The organism is Neisseria sp. P0008.S010 (assembly GCF_051962715.1).
GTDB classification, from domain to species: domain Bacteria; phylum Pseudomonadota; class Gammaproteobacteria; order Burkholderiales; family Neisseriaceae; genus Neisseria; species Neisseria elongata.
Genome location: NZ_JBQCVA010000021.1, coordinates 20,375 through 38,198, shown reverse-complemented (window position 1 = coordinate 38,198; position 17,824 = coordinate 20,375). Strand labels below are relative to the sequence as shown.

Here is a 17,824-nt window from a genome sequence, read left to right as displayed (position 1 = left end):
CCAACTTCAATAGTGGGAAGCGGTCGATGTGTTTGGCAATCATGGCTTGTGCGGTTTGCCGGAAGAAGGTGCTCATGAGAAATCCCCTAAATGTCTTGATGGGAATTTAGGAGATTTTAGGGGGATTTTGCAAAGGTCTCCTCTGGTGTCCGCACAAGTCGGCAACCGGCTGATTGCTCCGATGGTTTATCAAAATACGATGACCGGAGTCTTTTTTGAAGTGTGGTTTCAGCAATGCCTACTGCCCGCATTGACTCAAAAATCGGTGATTATTTTAGATAATGCACGATTTCACCGTATGGGTGTCTTACGGGAAATGGCCGAAAAATTGGGACATAAGGTATTGCCTCTTGCACCTTATTCACCTGAGCTCAACCCGATTGAGAAGGTGTGGGCGAATATTAAGCGGTATCTGCGAACCGTATTGTCTGGTTACGCCCGATTTGACGATGCACTACTGTCCTATTTTGATTTTAATTGACTATATATCGCCTTTTTGCATTCCCTTGGCATTTTGGGAATATTTCAAAGCTGCTGCGACTTCAAACTTCCGGTTTCCCGCCTGTGCGAGAATGACGGTGGCAGATTTCGGCAAGATTTGCTGTTCCCGTTTTCAGACGGCCTACGCTTGCTGAAAAATTTCAAACGACATAAACATCAAATTGTGATTGATGCGGCAACGAAGCTTTTCAAGGAAGCGGTGTTTCTGTGAAGAACAATGGCCAAATGCACATGCATCCGTTTCATCATAACTACGATAGCAGTCCGCATCAATCATGCAGTCGGGTTTAATATTTTCTCAGATAATCTGCAATAGGCAGCTGTCTGTAACAGCCCGAAACGCCACTTTGCCGGCAGAACCGCACTGTGCCCCCGTTTGCCTTTTATACCCGCCGCTGACATGGCTTTATCAATTTTAATTTTCCCTGCGAGCATTACCACACACAGATTGTTCTGATAGATGAGCAGACGTAAACGGTGAGGATGATTTGAAAGACGGAATATTATGGTAATCAAGGCTTATCTTGTCTTGCTTTGGTGATGAAATCAAAATGCCGTCTGAAAATTGTTGTTCAGACGGCCTCAAATCCTCTTTTTATTTATTGCCGGAATGGTGACTCTTAAAACGCAAATTATGCCGTTCCGACACGAAACCGTGCAGCGGCATATCGTGTGCTTCGTGCGGCAGGCTGTCGGTAAGCTGGCAGGAAAAACCGACGGCGATGCGCAGCGGCCGTCCGAAACGGCAACGCGCAAGTGTGGCATCGTAATAGCCGCCGTTTTGCCCCAGCCTGTAACCCTGCCGGTCGGCGGCAACCACGGGCAGCAGCATCACATCAAGCCGGTCGGCGCGGACTTTGCGTCCGGCAAACTGCGGCACATGCAGGCGGCTGCGGCCGCGTTTGCGTTCCGCCTGTGCGTTTGTGCGATAAGGTGTGAACCACATCCGTTTCCTGCCCGGTTCGATATAGGGCAGGTAAACGGTTGCGCCGCGTTCTGAGGCCGTCTGAAAGAGGGCGGAAAGGTTCAGTTCGCTGCCCATTGCCCAGTATGCGGCGATTTTTTTGCCCCGTCTGACCAGCGGTTTCAGACGGTGTATGACGGCTTGTTCGGCACGCCGGCGTTCGTTCCGCCCCAAGCGGTTGCGCTCAGTGCGAAACAGGCGGCGCAATTCGTTTTTTTGCTGCCTGACGGTTTGGTTCATGATATTTGTCCTGTTGATGAAACAAGAGGCCGTCTGAATTTCAGACGGCCTCGAAACGGTTACAGTGCTTTCCAGCGGGCCTGCGATTCGCGGATGACGGCTTTGGCTTCTTCAATGTCGCCCCAGTGTTCCACTTTGGTCGTGCCCGGTTTTTTCAGGTCTTTGTAGTGGTTGAAGTGGAATTCGATCTGCTTGATCAGCTGCTGCGGCAGGTCGGCCAAACTGTTGTAAGCGTTGCCGGTGTGGCGGTCGTCGGCGGGAACGACCACGATTTTGTCGTCCACTTCGCCGTCGTCGACAAATTTCATCACGCCGATGACTTTGGCTTCAAGGAAGATGCCGGTCGGCAGCGGGGTGTCGGTGATGATGAGCGCGTCCAACTCGTCGCCGTCTTCGTCCAGCGTCTGCGGGATGAAGCCGTAGTTGGTCGGCTTGGCAAAGGCCAAAGGCTCGACGCGGTCAAGCTGCATTACGGCCAGTTTGCGGTTCCATTCGATTTTGTGGTTTGAGCCTGCGGGGATTTCGACCACCACGTTGATGATGCCGCCGTTCACATCGCCTGCATCGAGAATCTGGTTGAAGTCAGCCATTTTATCGTCCTTTTCAATCGGGTTTGCAAAGCGGGCGATTATAGCAGGCCGTCTGAAAAACGGCCGATTAATCTCGTGACGCGCGGTATAATCTCCCCCCGTTCCCATTTGCAGAAAGAACCCGCCATGTGGCATATCGTCGCCATCGGCTATATTTTCGTTACCCTGATGTTTTCCATTGCCCAGCCCGGCCTGGCGCGCAAGTTGATTTATCTGACGTTTTTTACCATTTTGCCCACACTGTTTATGTTTTGGGCCGCTTTTATCCGTTTGCGCAACAAAAAAATGAAGCGTGAGGAAGAAGAAAACGACAGAACCTTGCCCGAATAAACCGTTCCCTATATAATCCCGCAGCTTTTTTTCTAAAAGCATTTTTTTATTTTTCCCAACGCTCGCACTTCGCGCCTTAAAGGGTGTCCCATGACGGGATTCTTGCGCGGGTGTCTGCAATAACCCTTTTAAAGGAAAACAAATGTCTCAAGTTACAATGCGTCAAATGCTGGAAGCCGGCGTACACTTCGGCCACCAAACCCGCCTCTGGAACCCGAAAATGGCCCAATACATTTTCGGTTCGCGCAACAAAATCCACATCATCAACCTGGAAAAAACCCTGCCGCTGTTCTTGGAAGCCCAAGAAGCCGTACGCCGCCTGGTTGCCAACAAAGGCAACATCCTGTTTGTCGGCACCAAACGTCAGGCCCGCGAAATCATCCGCGAAGAAGCCGAGCGCGCCGGTATGCCTTATGTAGATCACCGCTGGTTGGGCGGCATGTTGACCAACTACAAAACCGTTAAACAGTCCATCAAACGCTTGGAAGAAAAAACTGCCGTTTTGGCCAACGCCGAAACCAGCGGTTACAGCAAAAAAGAATTGCTGGACATGACCCGCGAAGTGGAAAAACTGGAACGCTCTTTGGGCGGTATCAAAAACATGAAAGGCCTGCCTGATGCCATTTTCGTCATCGACACCGGTTATCAGCACGGCACTTTGGTTGAAGCAGCCAAACTGGGTATCCCCGTTATCGCCGTTGTCGATACCAACAACAGCCCCGAAGGCGTGAAACACGTTATCCCGGGCAACGATGACTCAGCCAAAGCCATCCGCCTGTACTGCCGAGGCATCGCCGACGCGGTTCTGGAAGGTAAAAACCAAGCTCTGGCCGAAACCGTAGCCGCTGCACAGGCCGCTGCTGCTGCCGAATAAACCCGTTTGCACGGCAGGCCGTCTGAAAGGTTTTCAGACGGCCTGAAACCTTAATAATTGGAGATAAAACATGGCTGAAATTACAGCAAAAATGGTTGCCGACCTGCGCGCCGCCACCGGTTTGGGCATGATGGAATGCAAAAAAGCATTGGTTGAAGCAGAAGGCAATTTCGAAAAAGCCGAAGAAATCCTGCGCATCAAATCCGGCGCGAAAGCGGGCAAACTGGCCGGTCGTACCGCTGCCGAAGGCGTATTGGCTTATGCCATCAACGACAATGTCGGCGCATTGGTTGAAGTAAACTGCGAAACCGACTTCGTTGCCAAAGACGCAGGCTTCGTAGAATTCGCCAACTTCGTTGCGAAAACCGCTGCCGAAAAAAAACCGGCTACCGTTGAAGAACTGAGCGAACTGGTTGAAGCAGAACGCAAAGCCATCATCGCTAAATTGGGCGAGAACATGTCTGTCCGCCGCTTCCAAGTCATCGATACCGCCAACCAACTGGTTGCCTACATCCACGGTGCATTGGCTACCGAAGGCGTATTGGTTGAGTTCAAAGGCTCTGAAGACGTAGCGCGTAAAATCGGTATGCACATCGTTGCCGCCAAACCGCAATGCGTAACCGAAGCCGAAGTAGATGCCGAAACCGTTGAGAAAGAACGCCACATCTACACCGAGCAAGCCATCGCTTCCGGCAAACCTACTGAAATCGCCGCTAAAATGGTGGAAGGCCGTATCCGCAAGTTCTTGGCCGAAATCACCCTGAACGGCCAAGCATTCGTCATGAACCCTGACCAAACCGTTGCCCAATTCGCGAAAGAAAACGGCACCGAAGTGGTTAGCTTCGTACGCTACAAAGTAGGCGACGGCATAGAGAAAAAAGCTGTCGACTACGCAGCCGAAGTGGCCGCTGCCGCTAAAGTGTAATATCGCTTTGCATAATAGAAAACACCCGCATTCAAGCGGGTGTTTTTGTTTGTCTTGCGTAGCGAAGATGAGGTTCGTTGCCATGAATACCGAGCAACAGGCGAAATGCTTTATTCATGCGACTGTTGCTTGGAACAAGGCGGTTTGTGTGGAGCCGTATTTACAATAAGCAGGCTATTTGTATCGTTACCGACTTTTGTATGGACATGCTCAGGCCAAGCGGCTGTTCCAAAAATCATGAGTTTGATATTCATATTTTCAGACGGCCTGACTTGCCTGCTGCGGCTTCCGTTCAATATCTTTCCGCCTTATAACCGAACAGGCCGACAAATTTGCAGTTTCCCGCTTTTTTCGCAACGTTTCGGCAAACTTTGAAATTTCTGCCGGTCGGGTGCGAAAGGGTTGTTTGCTTTGAAGCGTTAATTATTTGATGCTTCTGATTTCATTTGTTTTTCAGTCATCATTCGGATGATTCCCCCCAATGGGGCAGGTTCGGGATTTCCAATCCGAACAATTCCAAGGCGCGGCCGACGCTGTGGATTAAAATATCGTCCACGCTTTGCGGCTTGTGATAAAAGGCGGGAACGGGCGGGAACACGATGCCGCCCATTTCCGTTACCCGCCGCATATTGTCCAGATGTGCCAGATTCAGCGGCGTTTCGCGCACCATCAACACCAGCCGCCGCCGCTCTTTCAGGGCAACATCCGCCGCCCGCGTCAAAAGGTTGTCGCCCCAGCCCTGCGCCACGGCCGCCAGCGTCCGCATCGAGCAGGGGGCGACCAGCATTCCCAGCGTTTGAAACGAACCGCTGGCAATCGGGGCAGCCAGGTTGCCGACCGGATACACCACGTCGGCCAGCGCGTACACTTCTTCGCGGCACAAATCCGTTTCCTGCCCCTTTGTCAGCTCCGCCCCTTTGGACACCACCAGGTGCGTTTCCACATCTGCCGCCTGCCGCAAAAGCCGAAGCGCGGTGTGGCCGTATTGGAAACCGCTGGCGCCGCTGATGCCGACGACGATGCGTTGTTTTGCCATGAATATTCCTTTTTTGTTTTAGAGGCCGTCTGAAACCTTTCAGACGGCCTTTCGGGTTTAACGGTGCAGTGCGGCGGTTTTCAGCCAGGCCAGTATTTCGCGCGACAGTTTCCGCAGGTAGTTCGGCGTAGAATCGCCGCAGGAACCCGAAGCATGAAGGCGGACGGTTTTGCCCGGCCAATGCCGTTTGGCCAGCCATTCGGCACGGGCGAGGTGGAAGGCGTCGCTGACAATGATGATTTGTTCGGCATCGTGCAGCAGGGGCGCGCTGAAGGCGATGTTTTCGTAAGTGCTTTCGGAGCGCGGTTCGATGCGGATTTTATCCGCAGGAACGCCCATGGATACGGCCATATCGCGCATGGCTTCGGCCTCGTTGCTGCCGTCGCCGTCGGTGCCGCCGCTCATCAGCAGCCCGCCGGCCAAGCCCTGCCTGTATAGGGCGGCTCCCGCCTCCACCCGCGAACGCAGGCAGGGATTGGGCGTGCCTTTGCGGTTTACCGAGTTGCCTAAGACGACGGCGATGTCGGCGGGCGTTGGGTTTTCAGACGGCCTGCTTTCTGCCTTGAGTGCCCAAAAATGCAGTTGTGCCAGCGCGGCCGCCCAGCCGGTTAGGAAGACGATGGCGGAGAGTATCAGTCGGCGTTTCATCGGGTCGGCCTTTGTCGGGTTTCGGGCCGGCCATGATAGCACAAGGCCGGGCCGCAGCGGATTGTCCGGCCGCATGTATTCGGCTATAATCGCGCCCGCTCTTGAGGGAGTAGCCGTCCGCGCGGCGTTTCGATTGCCGCCGGAACCCGTATCAACATATTTGCCGGCAATCGCGGCATGGTGCGGGTATCTTCTCCAACCGAAGACTGGCAAGACTTAAGGCATATCGTCTGTTCCGTGCGGGGACGGGCGGTGTGTCTTTTTTTGTTGCCCGCACGGTTCGGAGCCTGATTATGGAAGCCTTCCTTTCTTCAACCTTCGGGGTGTTCATTGCCGAAATCGGCGATAAAACCCAGTTGCTCACTTTGTTTCTCGCCGCCCGTTTTGCACAGAAAAACGCCGTAATCGCAGGCATTTTCGCCGCCACGCTGCTCAATCATCTGGTATCGGCCTGGCTGGGCGTATGGTTGGCCGCCTCGGTGTCGCCGGTTTTGGTGAAATGGATTGTCGGCCTCAGCTTTATTGCCGTCGGCCTCTGGTTGCTGAAACCCGATAAAGATGACGACGGCGACAACGGCCGCTGGCTGAAATACGGTGCGTTTGCCGCCACGCTGGTGTTGTTTTTCCTGGCTGAAATCGGCGATAAAACACAAATCGCCACCGTGCTGCTGGCCGCCCGTTACAACGATTTGGCATGGGTCGTGTCAGGCAGCGTCCTCGGCCTGATGCTGGCCAACGTGCCGGTTGCCTATCTGGGCGAAAAAATCATGGCGAAAGTACCTGCCGCCGCCGTCCGCCGTGCCGCCTGCCTGTTGTTCTGCCTGCTCGGCGTACTGACTCTTGCGGGCGGCGGCATAGGCTTGTCCTGATGCCGGGCCGTCTGAAAAGTTTGCCAAAGCGGCTGCAGCGTTTAAACCGTCCAAACCTAAATTTACGCGGCGGCAGCTATAATCCCGCCCATTATCAAAACGCACATCCAACCATGAAACTGCCTTATCTCGGCATTCTGCTCGGCACGGCACTCCTCTGTCATCCCGTGCAGGCCGTTACCTATATCTGCAAAATCGACGGCAAAGCCGCCTATTCCAGCGTGAAAATCAATTCGAGCTGCCAAAAGTCGCAAATGGACGGCATCAGCGAAGAGCGGCCGAAACAAAAAGCCCAAACGGGCGCGGCTTCCGATGTGGCGGTGGAAAACACCGACCGCGACGACATCAGCGAAATTTGGGAAGAGGCCACCTACGGCACTTACGACGACATCAAAATCCTGCCGCGTGTCAGTGACGGCCCGACCAACAGTGCCGCCCCCAAGCTGGAAGTCAAACTCCGCAACCAGCCGAAGGCACCGCTGAAAACCGCCCCTGCCGGCCCGGCGCCGATTCGGACTGCCGCACCCATCTATAATGCGGCACCGTCCAAGCCCAAGCTCAGCCGCAACCAAATCCTGCAAAAGGAAATCGACAACGAACGCGCCGCCCTTGCCCGCACGCGCGGCCAACTCGAACTGACGCGGCAAAAAGGCGGCGACATCGGCGCGCTGAAACAAGCGGTGGCCGACCGCGAAGCCAACATCCGCGCCATCGAGCGGGAGATGAAACGCTGAATCCGATGGCAATCCAATGAAAAGGCCGTCTGAAAACCTGAAAATCGGTTTTTCAGACGGCCTTTTCATTGACGGGCAAGCCTTTGCTTCAAACGGATATAAGGCGGTATCAGGGCAGCTTAATCCCCTGCCAAGCCGGCAGCCGCCATTTCGCAGGCCGTCCGAACGGCCGCCATCAGGCTGCCGCTGTCGGCGCGGCCCGTACCGGCCAAATCGAGGGCCGTGCCGTGGTCTACCGAAGTGCGGATGAAGGGCAGGCCGAGCGTGATGTTCACCCCTTGGCCGAAGGAAGCGTATTTCAACACCGGCAGGCCTTGGTCGTGATACATCGCCAGCACGGCATCGGCATCTTTCAGCATAAACGGCTGAAACAGCGTATCGGCCGGATACGGCCCGCGGATGTCCAGTCCGGCGGCGCGCATTTCTTCCAGCGCGGGGATGATGACGTCGTTTTCCTCATGCCCCAAATGGCCGCCTTCACCCGCGTGCGGGTTGAGGCCGGCAACCAGGATGCGCGGGTGCGCAAGGCCGAATTTGTGCCGTAAATCGCGGTGCAGGATGCGGGCGGTTTCCAGCAGGCTTTCGCGGGTAATCGCAGCGGCCACGTCTTTCAGCGGCAGGTGGGTGGTGGCCAATGCCACGCGCAGGCCGCCGCCCGCCAGCATCATGACGACGCGGGGCGTGCCGCTTTTTTCGGCCAGATATTCGGTGTGGCCGCTGAAAAATCCGCCGCCCGCGCCCGCGTCGTTGATGATGCCCTTGTGCAGCGGGGCGGTGGTCATGGCGGCAAACGTGCCGTTTTGAATGCCTTGATGGGCGGTGTCGAGCAGTTGCAGCACATAGGGCGAGTTGGCGGCGTTCAGACGGCCTGCTTCGCACGGGGCGGCCAGCGGGATGTGCCAAACGTCGAGCGTGCCGGGCTGGGGTGGGAGGTTGGGGGAAAAGTCGCGCAGGGCGACGGTTTTGCCCAACTGCGCCGCACGTTGGCGGAGCAGGCCGATGTCGGCGAGGACGACGGGGTGGCAGGACAGTTTGGCGGCAGCAAGGTCGAGGCAGATGTCCGCACCGATGCCGGCAGGTTCGCCGCCGGTGACGGCGATAACGGGAAGGGACATGATGGTTCCTTGATGGGTTGAGGCCGTCTGAAAACCCGTTTCCGGATTTTCAGACGGCCTGTTCGTTGCGGCAGTTATTTCAATACTACCCGTATCCATTGGCTGACCCAGCGGCGTTGGTTTTTCGCGATGGCCGCTTCAGACGGGTTGTCGCTGTGCTGCGGCGCGCGGGCGTGTTTGAACACGTCGGGCAGCGGCGTGTTTTTCACGGCGGGGTAAACCCACATTTCGGTTGGTACCGCTTTCTGCACCGACGCGCTTTGCAGGTATTGCACCAGTTTGGCTGCCAAGGCAGGCTGTTTCGCACCGTTGAGTACCGCCGCGCCTTCCACTTGGCGGAACACGCCGCCTTTCAGGAACAATACGCCGGTGGGCGGGGTATCGAATTTGCCCTTGCCGTAATGCACTTCGGCCGCCGGGCTGGAAGCATAACCCACCACCAGCGGGCGCGAGCCGCCGTTGCGGCTGAATTCGGTGTAGTAGGCTTCGCTCCAGTCTTTTGTTACCTTCACGCCGTTGGCGCGCATTTTCGCCCACCAGTCGAAAGCCTGCTTCTCACCCATGCCTTGGATGTTGGCCAACAGGAAGCCTAAGCCGGTGCTGGACAGTCCGGGATTGGGCATGGCCAGCAGGTCTTTATATTGCGGCTTGGCCAAATCTTCGAGGCTCTGCGGCAGGGGCAGTTTGTTTTTGGCAAACCAGGCTTTGTCGTAGTTGACGGCGATGTAGCCCGTGTCCACCGCCGCCGCATGGGGCAGGGCGGCGGTTACGGCTGCCGAGGGCGGTTGGGCGGCGGCGAGGATGCCGCCTTCTTTCGCTTTCAGCACGGTGGTGTTGTCCAGGCCGTACACCGCGTCGGCAATCGGCTGTGCACGGCTCAATACCAGCTTGTTCACCAATTCGTTGCCGCTGCCCGCCTTAATCACCGATACTTTGGCATCGTTGGCGCGCTCGAAGGCGGCAAACGCGTCTTTCGGCAGGCTGAACGATTTGTGCACCGCCAGCCGCACTTCCGTCTGCGCCTGCACGGCAGGCATCAAAAGGGCGGCTGTTGCCGCCGCAAGTAAAATCCGTTTCATACCATAATCTCCCTTTGGCTATAATCGCGGTAATGATACCGCCTAAAACGATATGAATAAAGAGCCGAAAACAACTGTCTGGCTGTTTGACCTGGATAACACGCTGCATCATGCCGACGAAGGCATTTTTTATCTGATCAACCGCCGCATGACCGCCTACCTGATGCGGCATTTGAAGCTTTCCGAATCGGAAGCCGACCACCTGCGCCGCGACTATTGGCACCGCTACGGCGCGACTCTGGCCGGGCTACGCCTGCACCATCCCGAAACCGACATCGCCGACTTCCTGCGCCACAGCCACCCGATGGACGAAATCCTGCCGAAAGTCCGCCCCGTGCAAGGCACGGCAGACGTTCTAGGCCGTCTGAAAGGGCGCAAGGCCGTATTTTCCAACGCACCGTCGTTTTATGTGCACGGCTTGGCGGCCGAGCTGGGTTTGTCCGACTGCTTCGACGCATTGTTCGGCACGGACGATTTCGGCCTGCTCTACAAACCCGCCGAAGCGGCCTACCTCACCGTATGCGCCGCCATGAAGGCCGACCCGACCGACTGCGTGATGGTGGACGATTCCGCCGACAATCTCGCCGCCGCAAAAAAGCTGGGTATGAAAACCGTGTGGTTCGGCAGCGGCAGCCATCCTCTGCCCTTCGTCGATTGCGCCGCGCCCGATATGGCCGCGCTGGCCGCATGGGCGCAAGAGGCCGTCTGAAAAACCATTTCTCGGTTTATATGTTTTTCAGACGGCCTTTTTGCAAAATTGTAAATATTTTCTGTCTGACCATGCTGCATAAACGCCGAAAAAGGCCGATAATATGCGCCGAAACATCTTCCGCTATTATGGCAATTGTGATGAATGCAAAGGGCGGAGAAACGTGATTGTGAAGATCGCTATACCAGCATCGATGCAAAAATTGCTTTGGACAAAAGCCGTCCTTCAGCCTCAGGTGTATGGGCATTAAGCGTAACGGTGAAGGGGGTGGATGGTAGAAAGCGTTATAAAAATCAGAAGTATGTGATTCCTTTCAACGGCAAGACGCACGTTGCGCCAAAAAGCTATCTGCTCAATGTTAAATATTGAGGCCGTTTGATTTTTGTCGGAAAACGCTTAAAACCGCGCATTCCGTATTGAAAATGGAATCCTTGTGAAGGACTGATTGAAAACGGCAAGGAAATAGGCTTTCAAGCAGTAAAGGTCGTCTGAAAACTGCAGCCAAAAAGCTGAAACTAGAGGATAATACCGCCCTGAAAATTCATCCCATAATGTTTTGCCAAGATTGAAGACGTATTCTGTCAAACTGACTGCTAGTGTCTTCAAACTTGTATAAGGCAGTTGGAAAACTAAGAAAGTAGCTTATTCACTCCCGATTTTATAGAAAGAAACTGTTATGCAAAAAAAACACCTGATTTTTCTTTTTGCTGCCTTTGTTGCTGTGCCTGTGTTGGCAAAACCTGTTGTTGTTAAGGAAGCGCAACTACTCGGTAAATGGCAGTGCGTTGATGATAATGGAACCCTGAGGACGTTTACTTTTGGCAGTGAGCAAAAAGTAAGCGCGATTGTGGATGCGAATTTTCCTTCACCTGATGATGAAACCCTAGCTTATCGGGTGTTTGCAGACGGTACTTGGACGGTGAACGGAGGAAAAATTGGTTTGAACATTAAAACCACCGATGTTCAAAGACAACATAGCATAGCTAAAATTCGCACCATCCCGTGGCGTGAAGTGGATAAGGAAATGTTTGCTCATTTGAGAAACGATATTGGTAAATCAGATAAATTGCAAATGCAGGTTAAAAAAATCGGGAATGACAGCCTAAGCGTCCGTATGCAGGGCGATAGACAAGATATGGCTTGCCGTAAGGCGTAAATTTATTGAATTGCCCAAGAGAACGTTATCGGGGCTAAATATCTCATCAAGTTTTGTTTCATTTTTGCGCTAGCAGCGTGTATCGATTAAACCTTCAAAAAAGGAATCCCCATGCCTTCCATCAAACGCGCCCTGATCAGCCTGTCCGACAAAAACGGCGCAGTCGAATTTGCCCAAACCCTGCACAAACTCGGTGTCGAAATCCTCTCTACCGGCGGTACGGCGAAGCTGCTTGCCGATGCGGGCGTTCCCGTAATTGAAGTCGCCGACTACACCGGTTTCCCCGAAATGCTCGACGGCCGCGTGAAAACGCTGCATCCGAAAATTCACGGCGGTATTTTGGGGCGGCGCGATTTGGGCGAACACGTCGCCAAGATGGAAGAGCACGGCATCGGCAATATCGACATTGTGTGCGTCAACCTCTACCCCTTCGCCGCCACCATCGCCAAGCCAAACTGCACGCTGGAAGACGCGATTGAAAACATCGACATCGGCGGCCCGACCATGGTGCGTTCCGCCGCGAAAAACTGGAAACACGTCGCCATCGTTACCGACACCGCCGACTTCCCCGCCATCGCCGCCGAAATGGAAGCCAACGGCGGCACGTTGAGCGACAAAACCCGCTTCAACCTGTCGCGCAAGGCGTTCAGCCACACCGCCCAATACGACGGCATGATTTCCAACTACCTGACCTCGCTTTCAGACGACGTTTTGAGCGGCACGCCCGAAATCGGCGAATTCCCCAGCCAGTTCAACCAAAGCTGGATTAAAGTGCAAGACATGCGCTACGGCGAAAACCCGCACCAGCGCGCCGCGTTCTACCGCGATGTGTACCCCGCCGCAGGCAGCCTCGCCGCCTACAAACAACTGCAAGGCAAAGAATTGTCGTACAACAACATCGCCGATGCCGATGCCGCATGGGAAGCCGTCAAATCCTTCGACGCACCCGCCTGCGTGATTGTGAAACACGCCAATCCGTGCGGCGTCGCCGTTGCAGCCGATATATTGACCGCCTACAAACTCGCCTACGCCACCGACACCACCAGCGCGTTCGGCGGCATCATCGCCTTCAACCGCGAAGTGGACGGCGAAACCGTCAAACAGATTACCAACAATCAGTTTATGGAAGTCATCATGGCGCCGAAGTTCACCGCCGAAGCCCTCGAAATCGCCGCCGCCAAGAAAAACGTGCGCGTATTGGAAGTGCCTCTAGAAGCAGGCGCGAACCGCTTTGAACTCAAACGCGTCGGCGGCGGATTATTGGTACAAACGCCCGACATCCACCGCATCAGCCGCGCCGATTTGAAAGTCGTCTCCAAACGCCAACCGACCGAGCAGGAGTGGAACGATTTGCTGTTTGTCTGGAACGTCGCGAAATACGTCAAATCCAACGCCATCGTGTTCGGCAAAGGCGGTCAAACCTACGGCATCGGCGCAGGCCAAATGAGCCGTGTGGACAGCACCCGCATCGCCGCCCGCAAAGCGCAGGACGCAGATCTAGACTTAAACGGCGCGTGTGCCGCCTCCGACGCTTTCTTCCCCTTCCGCGACGGCGTGGACGTGATTGCCGAGCAAGGCATCAAAGCCATCATCCACCCCGCAGGCTCGATGCGCGATCAGGAAGTTTTCGACGCAGCGGACGAACACGGCATCGCCATGGTGGTAACGGGCGTGCGGCATTTCAGGCATTGATTCGGAAACACATTCAAAGGCCGTCTGAAAATTGTTTCAGACGGCCTTTGTTGTTTTAAAGGATGAGTTTACCTGAAAGCGGCTTCCTTGGTGGTCAAACTCATTTCAATCGCGGTTTGGGCAAGCTGGTGGTGCAGCTCGCGCCATTCGCGCATCCGCAGGTGCGACAGGAAATATTGGCGGCACCACTGCACCAACTGCTTGTTGGACAAGCCTTTATCGCGTTCGCGCTGGAAGCTGTCCCAAATGTTCAGATAGGCAAGGAAATCGGACTGCTTGTCGGTAAAACGCTCGTGCGCCTTGGCTGCGGCATCGCGCGCTTCCAGCGGCCGCTCGCGCGGGTCTTGAATCGACAGCGCGGACGCGATCACCAATATTTCCGCCATGCAGTCGTGCTTCTTCGCCGCCAACAAAATGCGCGCGATTTTCGGGTCGATGGGCAGGCGCGCCATTTGTTCGCCGAGTTTGGTCAGGCGGTAGCGGGGAGGGGCGACTTGCTGGGAGGAGTTGTTTTGCATCATATTGTTTTAACGGGTAATTATGAAAAAGCAGGCCGTCTGAAAAAGTGCAGGCTGCTTTTAGTGCTATTGGGGAATGCTGGATATGCGTTTGGTTTTTGCTGGGATGCCGTTTCAGACGGCCTTTTTGTGTTCTGCACACTCGGCCGCGTGTGCCTCTCCCCAGTCGTGCATGGAGCGGACGACAGGTTTGAGCGTGCGGCCGAAAGCGGTCAACGAATATTCCACCTTGGGCGGCACCTGCGGATACACCTCACGGTGGACGATGCCGTCCGCTTCCAGTTCGCGCAGTTGCAGGGTCAGCATCCGCTGGGTAACGGTGGGCATACAGCGTTGCAGTTCGTTGAAGCGGCGCGTGCCGTCCATCAGGTGGTACAAAATCAGTACCTTCCATTTGCCGCCGATGAGGTCGAGCACGGTGTGAACAGGGCAGCGTTCGGGATAATCTTCAATATTTTCAATGGTCATTGTGCTTTTCTTCACAGTATAAAAAATGTGCGTACTTGTTTAAAATAATTTTACCTATACAATGCGCTCCAACGCAATAAAATATATCGAGAAGAAAGGATAAAATCATGCGTATTTTAGAACTTGACCGCATCAACGAACTGGCATGCACCGCCAAAACCCGCGCATTGACCCCAGAGGAACTTGCCGAGCGCGACATCCTACGCCGGAGCTACATCCAAGCCGTAACCGGCCAATTGAAAGCGCATCTGGCTAGCGTTACCGTCATCGACCCCAACGGCCGCGACGTTACCCCGTCCAAACTGCGTGACGCACAGGCAGCGGGCATGCCCTGATTTCGGCGTTTCAGACGGCCTGAAACCCCAAAGCAGCCTGCACCCCATTATCCGTAAAGAAAGGACATCCCATGACCCCGCAAACCGTACTCGATTTTTGGTTCGCCGAAGAAAACCGCCCCTTCTGGTTCGCCAAAAGCGACGAATTCGACCAAGCCATCCGCAGCCGTTTCGCCGGCCTTTGGCAACAGGCCGCCCGCGCCGAACTGTACGAATGGCGCGCCACGTTTGACGGCCGCCTGGCGGAAATCATCGTGCTGGACCAATTCTCGCGTAACCTGTTCCGCAACAACCCGCAAGCCTTCGCCTGCGACGCTATGGCGCAAGTACTGGCACAGGAAGCCGCCACGCAACCGGGATTTTCCGGCCTGCCCGACACATGGCGGCACATGATGCTGATGCCGCTGATGCACAGCGAAAGCCGCAAAATCCACGCCCTTGCGCTGGCACTCTTTACCGAACACGCTGCTCACGCTTTGGTGCATGAAGAACAGCACAAAGCCATCATCGACCGCTTCGGCCGCTATCCGCACCGCAACGCCGTACTCGGCCGCGACAGCACGGCGGAAGAGTTGGAATTTCTGCAACAGGAAGGCTCGTCGTTCTGAAAACGTCCGTTTCAGGCTGCCTGAAACACCCGAAAAGCAGCCTGCACCCCTACCACTACGCACCAAGAAAGGAAAACACCATGCGTACCATCAAACAAATCTATAATGCCCCGCACACCCACTGGGTCGGTAACGGCTTCAAAGTCGCTCCGCTGTTTTCCCACATGGGCGAAGACAAACAAATCAGCCCCTTCCTGATGCTGGACTACGCCGCCCCGATGGAATTCGCCCCCAACCAAGCCGCCCCGCGCGGTGTCGGCGCACACCCCCACCGTGGCATTGAAACCGTAACCATTGCTTATGCGGGCGAAGTCGCTCACCGCGACAGCAGCGGCGGGGGCGGCGTCATCAAACAAGGCGATGTGCAGTGGATGACGGCGGGAAACGGTATCGTCCACGAAGAGTTTCACAGCCTCGAATTTTCTGCACGCGGCGGACGGTTTGAAATGGCGCAGCTTTGGGTCAACCTGCCGCGCGAACATAAACGCACTCCTGCCGGCTACCAACACATCGGAGCAAACACCATTCCCGTCATCACCGACGAAAACGGCAGCGTGCGCGTCATCGCGGGCAAATACGCGGGCAAATACGCGGGCAAACTCGGCCCGGCGGACACCTTTACCGAACTCAACGTGTGGGATGTAAGCGTGAATGCGGGTGCGGAAATGGTTTTCAGTCTGCCCGAAAGCCACAATCTCGCCTTGGTCATCCGCCACGGCGAAGTGGAACTCAACGGCAGCCAACGCGCCGCCGAAACCCAGCTGGCCGTATTCGAGCGCGAGGCGGGCGAAATCCGCATCCGCAACACCGGTGGCAAACCCGCCGAAATCCTGTTGCTCTCGGGCGTACCGATTGACGAACCGATTGCCGCCTACGGCCCGTTTGTGATGAACACACAGGAAGAGTTGGTTGAAAGCGTACGCGAATTCAACGAAGGGAAATACGGTTGGTTGGATTAATCGTGTGCCCTAAAAAGCAGCCTGCACTTGGTTTTTAAAAGGTGCAGGCTGCTTTTTATTTTCAGGTAGCCTGTTTTCAGACGGCCTCCACCGCTCCCAATTCCAACAACACCTGAAATCCATCATTGATATACCGCGAATCGGGCATTTCTAAAAATGGGAATGCTGCCACGTCGCCCAGTTTTAACGCTGCCATGCGCAGGATGACGGCGGCCAGGTTGCTGCGGACGATTTCCGGGTCGGTGAATTCGGGGCGGCTGTTGAAATCTTCTTCTGAAAACAGTCGGATACACACGCCTGCGGAGACGCGTCCGCAGCGGCCGGAGCGTTGGCGGGCGGCAGCTTGGGAGATTTTTTCTACATGAAGCTGCTCCACTTTCGCCCGCGCGGAATAGCGTTTGACGCGAGCGAGGCCGGTGTCGATGACGTATTTGATGCCTGGGACGGTGAGCGAGGTTTCGGCGACGTTGGTCGACAGCACAATGCGGCGTTTCGCGCCTGAGGGATGGAAGATTTTGTGCTGTTCGGCGTGCGATAGGCGCGCGAACAGGGGCAGGATTTCGTCGTTGCGGCGCAGCGTGGATTTACGCAGGGCTTCGGCGGCTTCGCGGATTTCGCGTTCGCCCGGCAGGAACACCAAAATATCGCCTTCGCCGTGTCGCGCCAATTCGTCCGCCGCATCGACAATCGCGTCGGTCAGCTCCACTTCTGCGTCGTCTTCGTCTTTGCTGGTCAGCGGGCGGTAGAGAATTTCGACGGGGTAGGTGCGCCCGCTTACTTCCAGCACGGGCGCGCCGTTGAAGTGTTGGGAAAAGCGTTCTGCGTCTATGGTTGCCGAGGTGATGATGATTTTCAAGTCGGGGCGGCGCGGCAGGAGTTGTTTCAGGTAGCCCAAGAGGAAGTCGATGTTCAGGCTGCGTTCGTGTGCTTCGTCGATGATAATCGTGTCGTAGGCGGCGAGATAACGGTCGGTCTGCGTTTCCGCCAGCAGGATGCCGTCGGTCATCAGCTTGACGCAGGCATCGCGCGAGGTGTGGTCGGTGAAGCGCACCTTATAGCCCACCGCGCTGCCGATTTCCGATTTCAGCTCTTCGGCAATCCGCTCCGCCACCGAGCGCGCGGCCAAACGGCGCGGCTGGGTATGCCCGATCAGCCCCGCCGCTCCGCGTCCGAGTTCCAGACAAATCTTGGGCAACTGCGTGGTTTTGCCCGAACCGGTTTCGCCGCAAATAATCGTTACCTGATTCTCGGCAATGGCTTTTTTGATTTCTTCGAGCTTTTCGTGAACGGGCAGGGTGTTGTCGAACTCGGGTTTGGGTAAGGCGGCCAAACGCTTCAAAAAGATTTCGTGCGATTTTCGGTATTTTTCTTCGACTTTGGACAAGCCGCCGTATTTGTTGGGATTTTTGAAGGCGGATTGCAGGAAATGGCGGTCTTTGGAGAGGGTTTGGGAGAAATCGGGGTGGGGCATGAT

Annotated in this window: 19 protein-coding genes and 3 pseudogenes; 13 read left to right on the top strand and 9 right to left on the bottom strand. The window is 55.4% G+C overall.

Annotation, left to right across the window (positions count from 1 at the left end; genetic code table 11):
* Positions 1 to 130 precede the first annotated feature (130 nt).
* Positions 131 to 481: pseudogene (locus ACTHSL_RS07080) on the top strand (IS630 family transposase); the annotation flags it as partial.
* A 615-nt stretch (positions 482 to 1,096) separates the two neighbouring features.
* Here ACTHSL_RS07080 and ACTHSL_RS07075 read toward each other — a convergent pair.
* Together ACTHSL_RS07075 and ACTHSL_RS07070 are read right to left on the bottom strand one after the other, a co-directional pair.
* Positions 1,097 to 1,705 (bottom strand): 5-formyltetrahydrofolate cyclo-ligase, encoded by a 609-nt coding sequence (locus tag ACTHSL_RS07075; protein ID WP_440380876.1) that lies wholly within the window; start codon positions 1,703 to 1,705, stop codon positions 1,097 to 1,099.
* 59 nt (positions 1,706 to 1,764) lie between these two features.
* The gene (locus ACTHSL_RS07070; RefSeq protein WP_440380875.1) at positions 1,765 to 2,295 is read right to left on the bottom strand and encodes an inorganic diphosphatase; all 531 of its coding nucleotides are present in this window, start codon (positions 2,293 to 2,295) and stop codon (positions 1,765 to 1,767) included.
* 126 nt (positions 2,296 to 2,421) lie between these two features.
* Between ACTHSL_RS07070 and ACTHSL_RS07065 the strand changes: the two genes are divergently transcribed.
* The 3 genes from ACTHSL_RS07065 (at position 2,422) to tsf (ending at position 4,424) form a co-directional block, all read left to right on the top strand.
* Positions 2,422 to 2,625, top strand: coding sequence for a hypothetical protein (locus ACTHSL_RS07065; RefSeq protein WP_003775558.1), 204 nt, complete (start codon positions 2,422 to 2,424; stop codon positions 2,623 to 2,625).
* A gap of 142 nt (positions 2,626 to 2,767) precedes the next feature.
* Positions 2,768 to 3,499, top strand: a complete 732-nt coding sequence (gene rpsB / locus ACTHSL_RS07060; protein WP_049252426.1) for a 30S ribosomal protein S2 — start codon at positions 2,768 to 2,770, stop codon at positions 3,497 to 3,499.
* A 70-nt stretch (positions 3,500 to 3,569) separates the two neighbouring features.
* A complete protein-coding gene (gene tsf / locus ACTHSL_RS07055; protein WP_440380874.1) occupies positions 3,570 to 4,424 on the top strand; it encodes a translation elongation factor Ts in 855 nt (284 codons plus the stop codon).
* Positions 4,425 to 4,884: 460 nt separating this feature from the next.
* On the opposite strand, the gene ACTHSL_RS07050 is transcribed toward tsf, so the two are convergent.
* Together ACTHSL_RS07050 and ACTHSL_RS07045 are read right to left on the bottom strand one after the other, a co-directional pair.
* A complete protein-coding gene (locus ACTHSL_RS07050; protein WP_440380873.1) occupies positions 4,885 to 5,460 on the bottom strand; it encodes a UbiX family flavin prenyltransferase in 576 nt (191 codons plus the stop codon).
* A gap of 57 nt (positions 5,461 to 5,517) precedes the next feature.
* The gene (locus tag ACTHSL_RS07045) at positions 5,518 to 6,108 is read right to left on the bottom strand and encodes a YdcF family protein (RefSeq protein WP_440380872.1); all 591 of its coding nucleotides are present in this window, start codon (positions 6,106 to 6,108) and stop codon (positions 5,518 to 5,520) included.
* 293 nt (positions 6,109 to 6,401) lie between these two features.
* Here ACTHSL_RS07045 and ACTHSL_RS07040 point away from each other — a divergent pair, with 293 nt between their 5' ends.
* Together ACTHSL_RS07040 and ACTHSL_RS07035 are read left to right on the top strand one after the other, a co-directional pair.
* Positions 6,402 to 6,977, top strand: coding sequence for a TMEM165/GDT1 family protein (locus ACTHSL_RS07040; RefSeq protein ID WP_049252432.1), 576 nt, complete (start codon positions 6,402 to 6,404; stop codon positions 6,975 to 6,977).
* A 113-nt stretch (positions 6,978 to 7,090) separates the two neighbouring features.
* Positions 7,091 to 7,711 (top strand): hypothetical protein, encoded by a 621-nt coding sequence (locus ACTHSL_RS07035; protein ID WP_440380871.1) that lies wholly within the window; start codon positions 7,091 to 7,093, stop codon positions 7,709 to 7,711.
* 119 nt (positions 7,712 to 7,830) lie between these two features.
* Here ACTHSL_RS07035 and pdxA read toward each other — a convergent pair whose 3' ends face one another.
* Positions 7,831 to 8,826, bottom strand: coding sequence for a 4-hydroxythreonine-4-phosphate dehydrogenase PdxA (gene pdxA / locus ACTHSL_RS07030; protein ID WP_440380870.1), 996 nt, complete (start codon positions 8,824 to 8,826; stop codon positions 7,831 to 7,833).
* Between the two features lie 74 nt (positions 8,827 to 8,900).
* The gene (locus ACTHSL_RS07025) at positions 8,901 to 9,905 is read right to left on the bottom strand and encodes a thiamine ABC transporter substrate-binding protein (RefSeq protein WP_440380869.1); all 1,005 of its coding nucleotides are present in this window, start codon (positions 9,903 to 9,905) and stop codon (positions 8,901 to 8,903) included.
* A gap of 52 nt (positions 9,906 to 9,957) precedes the next feature.
* Here ACTHSL_RS07025 and ACTHSL_RS07020 point away from each other — a divergent pair, with 52 nt between their 5' ends.
* The 4 genes and pseudogenes from ACTHSL_RS07020 to purH all read left to right on the top strand — a co-directional run bounded on the left by ACTHSL_RS07020 (position 9,958) and on the right by purH (position 13,462).
* Entirely contained in the window at positions 9,958 to 10,614 is a 657-nt protein-coding gene (locus tag ACTHSL_RS07020) for a pyrimidine 5'-nucleotidase (protein WP_440380868.1), read from the top strand.
* A gap of 124 nt (positions 10,615 to 10,738) precedes the next feature.
* Positions 10,739 to 10,983 (top strand): annotated as a pseudogene (locus tag ACTHSL_RS07015) (hypothetical protein); the annotation flags it as partial.
* Positions 10,984 to 11,290: 307 nt separating this feature from the next.
* Positions 11,291 to 11,770, top strand: coding sequence for a hypothetical protein (locus ACTHSL_RS07010; protein WP_440380867.1), 480 nt, complete (start codon positions 11,291 to 11,293; stop codon positions 11,768 to 11,770).
* A gap of 111 nt (positions 11,771 to 11,881) precedes the next feature.
* A complete protein-coding gene (gene purH, locus ACTHSL_RS07005) occupies positions 11,882 to 13,462 on the top strand; it encodes a bifunctional phosphoribosylaminoimidazolecarboxamide formyltransferase/IMP cyclohydrolase (RefSeq protein WP_440380866.1) in 1,581 nt (526 codons plus the stop codon).
* Between the two features lie 71 nt (positions 13,463 to 13,533).
* Here the strand turns inward: purH and ACTHSL_RS07000 are convergent.
* Together ACTHSL_RS07000 and ACTHSL_RS06995 are read right to left on the bottom strand one after the other, a co-directional pair.
* Positions 13,534 to 13,983, bottom strand: a pseudogene (locus ACTHSL_RS07000) (GNAT family N-acetyltransferase); the annotation flags it as partial.
* A gap of 111 nt (positions 13,984 to 14,094) precedes the next feature.
* Entirely contained in the window at positions 14,095 to 14,448 is a 354-nt protein-coding gene (locus tag ACTHSL_RS06995) for a winged helix-turn-helix transcriptional regulator (RefSeq protein ID WP_153711582.1), read from the bottom strand.
* Between the two features lie 107 nt (positions 14,449 to 14,555).
* Between ACTHSL_RS06995 and ACTHSL_RS06990 the strand changes: the two genes are divergently transcribed.
* From ACTHSL_RS06990 to ACTHSL_RS06980, 3 genes are all read left to right on the top strand, one after another.
* Positions 14,556 to 14,783 (top strand): DUF896 domain-containing protein, encoded by a 228-nt coding sequence (locus ACTHSL_RS06990; protein ID WP_440380865.1) that lies wholly within the window; start codon positions 14,556 to 14,558, stop codon positions 14,781 to 14,783.
* 71 nt (positions 14,784 to 14,854) lie between these two features.
* Positions 14,855 to 15,391: a DUF924 family protein gene (locus ACTHSL_RS06985; RefSeq protein WP_440380864.1), complete on the top strand. Its 537-nt coding sequence runs from the start codon at positions 14,855 to 14,857 to the stop codon at positions 15,389 to 15,391.
* Between the two features lie 80 nt (positions 15,392 to 15,471).
* Complete coding sequence (locus ACTHSL_RS06980) at positions 15,472 to 16,350, top strand: pirin family protein (RefSeq protein ID WP_440380863.1); 879 nt, start codon at positions 15,472 to 15,474, stop codon at positions 16,348 to 16,350.
* A gap of 76 nt (positions 16,351 to 16,426) precedes the next feature.
* On the opposite strand, the gene hrpA is transcribed toward ACTHSL_RS06980, so the two are convergent.
* Positions 16,427 to 17,821, bottom strand: coding sequence for an ATP-dependent RNA helicase HrpA (gene hrpA / locus ACTHSL_RS06975; RefSeq protein ID WP_440380862.1), 1,395 nt, complete (start codon positions 17,819 to 17,821; stop codon positions 16,427 to 16,429).
* Positions 17,822 to 17,824 lie beyond the last annotated feature (3 nt).

Coding starts and splice junctions, on each gene's coding strand:
- ACTHSL_RS07075 (WP_440380876.1), bottom strand. CDS start 1,705: ATGAACCAAACCGTCAGGCAGCAAAAAAACGAATTGCGCCGCCTGTTT.
- ACTHSL_RS07070 (WP_440380875.1), bottom strand. CDS start 2,295: ATGGCTGACTTCAACCAGATTCTCGATGCAGGCGATGTGAACGGCGGC.
- ACTHSL_RS07065 (WP_003775558.1), top strand. CDS start 2,422: ATGTGGCATATCGTCGCCATCGGCTATATTTTCGTTACCCTGATGTTT.
- rpsB (WP_049252426.1), top strand. CDS start 2,768: ATGTCTCAAGTTACAATGCGTCAAATGCTGGAAGCCGGCGTACACTTC.
- tsf (WP_440380874.1), top strand. CDS start 3,570: ATGGCTGAAATTACAGCAAAAATGGTTGCCGACCTGCGCGCCGCCACC.
- ACTHSL_RS07050 (WP_440380873.1), bottom strand. CDS start 5,460: ATGGCAAAACAACGCATCGTCGTCGGCATCAGCGGCGCCAGCGGTTTC.
- ACTHSL_RS07045 (WP_440380872.1), bottom strand. CDS start 6,108: ATGAAACGCCGACTGATACTCTCCGCCATCGTCTTCCTAACCGGCTGG.
- ACTHSL_RS07040 (WP_049252432.1), top strand. CDS start 6,402: ATGGAAGCCTTCCTTTCTTCAACCTTCGGGGTGTTCATTGCCGAAATC.
- ACTHSL_RS07035 (WP_440380871.1), top strand. CDS start 7,091: ATGAAACTGCCTTATCTCGGCATTCTGCTCGGCACGGCACTCCTCTGT.
- pdxA (WP_440380870.1), bottom strand. CDS start 8,826: ATGTCCCTTCCCGTTATCGCCGTCACCGGCGGCGAACCTGCCGGCATC.
- ACTHSL_RS07025 (WP_440380869.1), bottom strand. CDS start 9,905: ATGAAACGGATTTTACTTGCGGCGGCAACAGCCGCCCTTTTGATGCCT.
- ACTHSL_RS07020 (WP_440380868.1), top strand. CDS start 9,958: ATGAATAAAGAGCCGAAAACAACTGTCTGGCTGTTTGACCTGGATAAC.
- ACTHSL_RS07010 (WP_440380867.1), top strand. CDS start 11,291: ATGCAAAAAAAACACCTGATTTTTCTTTTTGCTGCCTTTGTTGCTGTG.
- purH (WP_440380866.1), top strand. CDS start 11,882: ATGCCTTCCATCAAACGCGCCCTGATCAGCCTGTCCGACAAAAACGGC.
- ACTHSL_RS06995 (WP_153711582.1), bottom strand. CDS start 14,448: ATGACCATTGAAAATATTGAAGATTATCCCGAACGCTGCCCTGTTCAC.
- ACTHSL_RS06990 (WP_440380865.1), top strand. CDS start 14,556: ATGCGTATTTTAGAACTTGACCGCATCAACGAACTGGCATGCACCGCC.
- ACTHSL_RS06985 (WP_440380864.1), top strand. CDS start 14,855: ATGACCCCGCAAACCGTACTCGATTTTTGGTTCGCCGAAGAAAACCGC.
- ACTHSL_RS06980 (WP_440380863.1), top strand. CDS start 15,472: ATGCGTACCATCAAACAAATCTATAATGCCCCGCACACCCACTGGGTC.
- hrpA (WP_440380862.1), bottom strand. CDS start 17,821: ATGCCCCACCCCGATTTCTCCCAAACCCTCTCCAAAGACCGCCATTTC.